Source organism: Pseudoalteromonas sp. Of11M-6, assembly GCF_022347905.1.
Taxonomy (GTDB): domain Bacteria; phylum Pseudomonadota; class Gammaproteobacteria; order Enterobacterales; family Alteromonadaceae; genus Pseudoalteromonas.
Genome location: NZ_JAKRFW010000021.1, coordinates 62268 through 68620, shown reverse-complemented (window position 1 = coordinate 68620; position 6353 = coordinate 62268). Strand labels below are relative to the sequence as shown.

The following is a 6353-nucleotide window of genomic DNA, read 5'->3' as shown; positions in this document are numbered from 1 at the left end:
AACAGCGTCGATGATAGTGTGGATTACCCATGTGAAAGTAGAACATCGCCAGGGCCAAATAAGAGAAACCCGTTGCAGCAATGCGACGGGTTTTTTGCTGTTTGGGGTATAGAGATTTGAGATATAAAGCCCTCGCGAGGTAAACTCGCTCCCACTCCCACCACAGTATCAGCATTGTGCAACATGGTGGGAGGTGGTTCACCCGCCGATGGCTTGCAATGAAAGTTTCGGCTCAAAAATAATGTGGAACACCCATGTACATCAAAACCAGTTTCAACAATACGACGGTTTTTTCTGTTTGGGTATAGCTTTGGGGCATAGAAAGGCTCGCGAGGTGCACTCACTCCCACCATAAACACAGTATTGTGGGAGGTTTGAGAGGGTTAGGTGGTTAAATAACGCGAGAGAAGCGGGTGTTTTTGACTTGGTTTTGTAAGTAAGCATCAAAGCACATGCAGATGATGCGAATAAACAAATTGCCGTTACTTGTGACTTTTATGGTGTGTTCATTCAGCTCTACCAGTCCATCTGCTGCTAGCGGCTCTAGAGCGTTAAGTGCTTGAACGAAATATTCGTCAAAATTTATATCATAACGTTGCTCGAACACCTTTTTATCTAACTCAAAATGACAAATAAGCTGTTTGATCACAGCCGCGCGTATTTCATCATCACCACTTAAGGTTATCCCTTTAGTGATCGCACATCTTTTATCACTTAAAGCATGATAATAAGGTTTTAACTCTTTCTCATTTTGCAAGATCATATGACCAATTTGAGAAATGGATGACACACCAAGACCTAACAGGTCGCACTCGCCATGAGTGGTATAGCCTTGAAAATTACGGTGTAGATGCCCTTCATTTTGCGCCACAGCTAGCTCATCGTCTTTTTTGGCGAAGTGATCCATACCGATGAATTGATATCCAGCAGTGGTCATCTGTTCCAGTGTTTGCTTAAAGATCTCAAGTTTTTCTCCCGCACTTGGCATGTCGGCTTCTTTTAGCTTTCGCTGTGCTGCAAATCTATCCGGAAGATGGGCATAGTTAAATACAGAGACTCTATCGGGAGAAAGCGCAATAAGTTGCTCAATCGTTTGCTTGTAGCTCTCTACTGTTTGAAATGGTAACCCATAGATCATATCCATATTAATAGATTTAAAACCGAGCGTTCTCGCTTCAGTTAAGATAGCCAGCACTTCGTCTAGATGCTGTGGGCGGTTTACTGCGGTTTGCACTTCATCATTAAAATCTTGTACGCCAAAAGACACACGATTAAATCCGAGCTCGTGTAGGTGACGCATCATATTTGGTGCAAGTGATCTTGGGTCTATTTCAATACCACGCTGTGCACTTTGAGAGAAGTTAAATGCACTATTGAGCATTTCGATTAGACGTGTCATTTGCTCTGTAGTTAAGAAAGTTGGTGTACCACCGCCTAAATGAAGTTGTTCTACACGATACTCAGAAAATAGCGGCGCTTTTGCTGCGATTTCTTGTGCTAAGTAATCTAGGTAAACGTCAGCTTTGGATTGATGACGAGTAATGATTTTATTACAGCCACAGTAGTAACATAGTTGATGACAAAAAGGGATATGAATATACAGCGAGAGTGAACGAGATTTAGAGCCCGTAATAGCCGCTTGTAACTCTTTTTGGCTATAACCAGACTCAAGCGATAAGGCCGTTGGATATGAGGTATATCTAGGACCAGATATATTGTACTTGTTGATAAGGGAATCATTCCAAATAGGTAAATTAATCACGATACGCACTCTCGAGTTTTATTAAGAGTGTCAGTGTACTTTTTACCGCCTGGGCTAGACTTGCCTCAGATCAAAACACGCCGCGATTGCGACGTGTTTTAGTGTTTGATTAAAGCTTAAATTGGTTTACTGTTGAGTTAAGCGCCTTGGCTAAGTCGTTCAAGTCGCGGGCTTCATCTGCCAGTACATTGGCGTGGTTAGCCGTGCTATTGACGAGCTCATTAATTTGGTTAAGGCTATTGTTAATATCTTCTGCAACAACGGTTTGCTGCTCTGTTGATGTCGCAATTTGATGGCTCTGGTCTTGTACTGTCGTGACCGACTCTGTGATTTCTTTTAAGGCATCAAGCACGGCTTGCGTTTCCTCTACGGTCCCCTCTGCGCGGTCTTGACCTTGCTGCATCATCACTGAAGCTTGTTGTGCGATTTGCTGTAAACGAGAGATCATATTACGAATGTCATCGGTAGACTCTTGCGTGCGGCTTGCAAGCGATCTGACTTCATCAGCAACCACCGCAAAGCCTCGACCTTGCTCGCCTGCTCTGGCGGCTTCTATGGCGGCATTGAGTGCCAGTAAGTTCGTTTGTTCAGCAATACCGTTAATCACATCGATAACGGCACCTATGTTACTGGTTTCTTGTTCAAGTCCGGCAACCACTTTTGCAGCCTCGCCAATATGAAGTGCAAGTTCAGTCATGACTTCTTGGGCTTGTGATGAACGTCCTGCACCTTCATTGGTAATACGTTGCACGACATCAGCGGCTTGGTTGGTCTCTTGTGCATTACGTGAGATTTCAGTCACAGTGGCTGCCATCTCGGTCACTGCCGCGCTTACGCTATCTACCTGTTCTTTTTCGCGCTGAATTTCGCTGTTAGTATTGTTTGACACTTCACGCAATTGGGCGGAAGCATTACTTAATTGCTCTGCTTGTGCTGCGGTATCGAGCATCATTGCTCTAAGTTTATCGATGAAGGTATTCATATGCAGCGCGAGCTGACCGACTTCATCTTTACTGGTGATATCGATACGTCTAGTTAGGTCGCCTTCACCTGATGCGATGTCTCGCATGGTTTCGGTAAGCGATACAATCGGTTTGGTGATCATCTGCGTGGCGAGCAAGATCATTGCCACGATAATGGCTAAGATAATAATCAAGGCTGTGATTGTGCTCATTACGGCGTCATTCACCGGCGCTTCGATCAGCGACACTGGAATAAGTAGGCCAACGTGCCAATCCAATAGGGGGTTGTCTAATTTCACATTGTCATAAACAACATAATACGCTTCCCCTTTGAACGTGACCGTACTATTGCCAACGGGGTTGCGCTTAATAGCGGCATTTAGAGCGTCAAAGCCTGATGTATTGGCAAACTGGGATTCAAGGCCATCTAAACCTTCTTTGCCTTTCTCGCCTTCATCTGTGGTAGAGAGTGAATGACCAGTACGCTTGGATAAATGCACAACATTTAAATCACCATCGAGCAAAAAGCCAAAACCTTTATCTTGAAACTTGATACGTTCAACCATATCGTTCAATTTATTGATCTGTAAGTCGACGCCACCCATGGCGACGAGTTTGCCGGCGTTATTGTAGATAGGTTGACGGATCACAGCAGACACCGCACCGGTATTGATATCGGTGGCAATTGGACCGACATACAATTTACCTACATCAAGCGTATCCTGCCACCATGGGCGCTGATAGGCGTAGTAAGGTCGACCATCTGAATATGCTGATGTACGATCATTTTCTTTAAAATATTCACCGGTGTTTGCTGAGGCAATAAATGCTGAGAGAATATTTTCATCACCTTTGGCGATTCTAACCAAGTCTTCATTGACCTCTTGATAGTCTTTATCTTTAGTCAGATCGGCGCCACGGGTATTATAATTTTCAAACCAATGAATGTTGTGAGGCGTAGAAACAAAGGTTTCAACTACTTTGCCGTATTGGCCAAAGAATGCTTCCATCGCCAATTTTTCAGCTTGAATATAGCTTTGCGTTTCTCGTTCAATTCCATCTCGAGAGAGCGTTGCAATATGGCTGACGAAAAAGCTTGATGCAATAATTAATAATACGGAAATGGTGCCGCCAATTAGCAGCAATATTTTCTTTCTAAGGGATAAATTCTCAAGCATGACACTTCTTATTTTTAGCTTATGCAAACGGTAATCAAACCATAGATAACAGGAGAACGCCACCGTTTGCGTTAACTTCTTTTACATAGATAATACAAGGTAACTTCTTGGTTAAGGTAATATTCATATGAAAGTATTAAATCGCAGTCTGGTGGTACTGGGCGCGGGTTGGCTCGGTGAAGCGTTGTGTCGCGAAGCTGAGTTGCAAGGGTGGCAAATAGAAGGCACCAGAACCCAAGCTAGCGAGATGCATAGCTGGTCAAGGCAGCTGGTCTTGACTGAAAATGGCACCTTAGCGCACTCAATTTCTTTACACAACGCGTATTGGGTGTGTGCGATCCCACCAAGAGCGAGGCATGTCGATAGTAACTATTTAGAAACGTTAGAACAGGCATTGTTACTTGCAAAGAAGATGTCAGCAGCAGGCTTCTTATTGTGTTCGACCACTGGCGTTTATAGCACCGAAAATGGTGAATATGATGAACAAGGTAAGTTAGCGGATAAAGCCAACCGACGTGTTGATATATTAAGAACTGCTGAAGAGATGGTGCTTAACGCAGGCGGTAAAGTGGTGCGCTTAGCAGGTCTTCAAGGTCCCGGTAGGGAGCCTGGGCGATTTGTAACAGGAAAGGCCTTGTCTAGCTCAGCGAATGGTAGAGTGAATATGGTTCATCGCGGTGATGTTGTTACTGCAATCAATACCGTGATCGCGCAGTGGCAGGATGCTGCAGACATTTATAATGTTTGCTATCCAGCGCACCCCACGAGACAGGCGTTTTATCAATATCACTGTGAAAAGTTAGGGACTGAGATGCCAAGTTTCGCTTCGTCAAAAGAAGAAGCGCGTATTATCAAAGCCGAGCGTATTACCGAACTCGGCTTTGCCTATCATCATCCGATTGTTAATGAATCTGAGTTAGGCTGAAGGTAAGAGTTGTGCTGGTAGCAAGTGCGCCAGTGCAGCTTGACCCAATAACGCATTAGCACTTTCAATATCAGGTGCAAAATACCTATCTTTGTCATAAAAGCTCACGACTGCTCGTAATATTTGCTGAGCTGTAGCCACTTTGTCAGATGGCTTTAGTGGCGCTCTAAAATCTAACCCCTGCGCTGCAGCAAGATATTCAACTGCGAGTACACCTTGGGTGTTGTCAGCCATTTCCTGTAAGCGTCTTGCCGCAAAGGTTGCCATGGAAACATGGTCTTCTTGGTTTGCTGAGGTTGGGAGACTATCAACACTGCCAGGATGTGCGAGAGTTTTGTTTTCAGAGGCCAGTGCCGCAGCGGTGACTTGCGCAATCATAAAGCCCGAGTTTACACCGCCATTGTTAACTAAGAAGGGAGGCAGTTTTGATAAGCTCGAATCAATAAGCAGCGCGATACGACGCTCAGCCAATGCACCAATTTCAGCAATGGCTAGCGCTAGGTTATCAGCCGCCATCGCGATAGGTTCTGCATGGAAGTTGCCGCCAGAAATAATATCTCCAGCATCAGCAAATACCAGCGGGTTATCTGTTACCCCATTGGATTCTACAAGGATCACCTCAGCGGCTTGGCGGATCTGAGTTAAACAGGCACCAAGCACCTGTGGTTGACAACGCAAGCAATAAGGATCTTGTACTTTTTCACAATCAACATGAGCATCACTTATTTCTGAGCGAGTTTGTAAGATATCTCTAAATGCCAGTGCAGTGTCGATTTGGCCTTGCTGACCACGAACTTCATGAATACGCGCATCAAACGGTGAACGGCTGCCCATAGCCGCTTCAATGCTCATTGAACCAACGACACAGCTTTGCGCATAAAGATCTTCAGCTCTGAAAAGACCTTGCAGTGCAAAGGCTGTAGATGCTTGTGTACCGTTAAGTAGTGCGAGACCTTCTTTTGCAGCTAAAGTAAGTGGTTCAAGTCCTGCTATTTTTAACCCATCGATGGCATCGATAAGTTCACCACGATAGCGAACCTGACCTTCGCCGAGGATCGGTAAACACATATGCGATAGTGGTGCAAGATCGCCTGATGCCCCGACTGAGCCTTTCTTGGGCACACAAGGATAGACTTCGGCATTAACCAAGGCCGCTAAGAATTCAATTACATCCAAGCGGATCCCAGAGAAACCACGAGAGAGTGAGTTGATTTTTAGTACCATCATGAGTCGAACGGTGCTATCGTCCATTAACTCGCCAATACCGGCTGCGTGCGACAGTACAATAGAGCGTTGTAGCAACTCTAATTCGTCTTTTGCAATTTTGGTGTTGGCCAGCAAGCCAAAACCCGTATTAATGCCGTAAACGGTGCGCCCTTCTTTGATTACTTGCTGAACTGTGTCTGCACTGTTAGCAATAGCGGCTTTCGCTGATTCGTCTAAGCTGAGATGAACAGGCTGTTGATTGATTTGTCGTAACGTGTTTAAAGTCAGTTGGCCTGGGATTAAATTTAGTGAGTACATAC

Annotated in this window: 4 protein-coding genes; 1 reads left to right on the top strand and 3 read right to left on the bottom strand. The window is 44.9% G+C overall.

The genetic code is table 11. From position 1 onward, the window contains the following. Positions 1-391 precede the first annotated feature (391 nt). Together hemN and MHN32_RS12355 are read right to left on the bottom strand one after the other, a co-directional pair. Positions 392-1762 carry an oxygen-independent coproporphyrinogen III oxidase gene (hemN, locus tag MHN32_RS12360; protein WP_239421838.1) on the bottom strand — a complete coding sequence of 457 codons (1371 nt, stop codon included), beginning with the start codon at positions 1760-1762 and terminating at the stop codon, positions 392-394. A 109-nt stretch (positions 1763-1871) separates the two neighbouring features. Then, positions 1872-3902: a methyl-accepting chemotaxis protein gene (locus MHN32_RS12355; RefSeq protein WP_239421836.1), complete on the bottom strand. Its 2031-nt coding sequence runs from the start codon at positions 3900-3902 to the stop codon at positions 1872-1874. 127 nt (positions 3903-4029) lie between these two features. Here MHN32_RS12355 and MHN32_RS12350 point away from each other — a divergent pair, with 127 nt between their 5' ends. Further along, entirely contained in the window at positions 4030-4827 is a 798-nt protein-coding gene (locus MHN32_RS12350; RefSeq protein WP_239421834.1) for an NADP-binding protein, read from the top strand. On the opposite strand, the gene hutH is transcribed toward MHN32_RS12350, so the two are convergent. Beyond that, positions 4819-6351 (bottom strand): histidine ammonia-lyase, encoded by a 1533-nt coding sequence (hutH, locus tag MHN32_RS12345; protein WP_174170529.1) that lies wholly within the window; start codon positions 6349-6351, stop codon positions 4819-4821. The genes MHN32_RS12350 and hutH overlap by 9 nt on opposite strands. Positions 6352-6353: the final 2 nt, after the last annotated feature.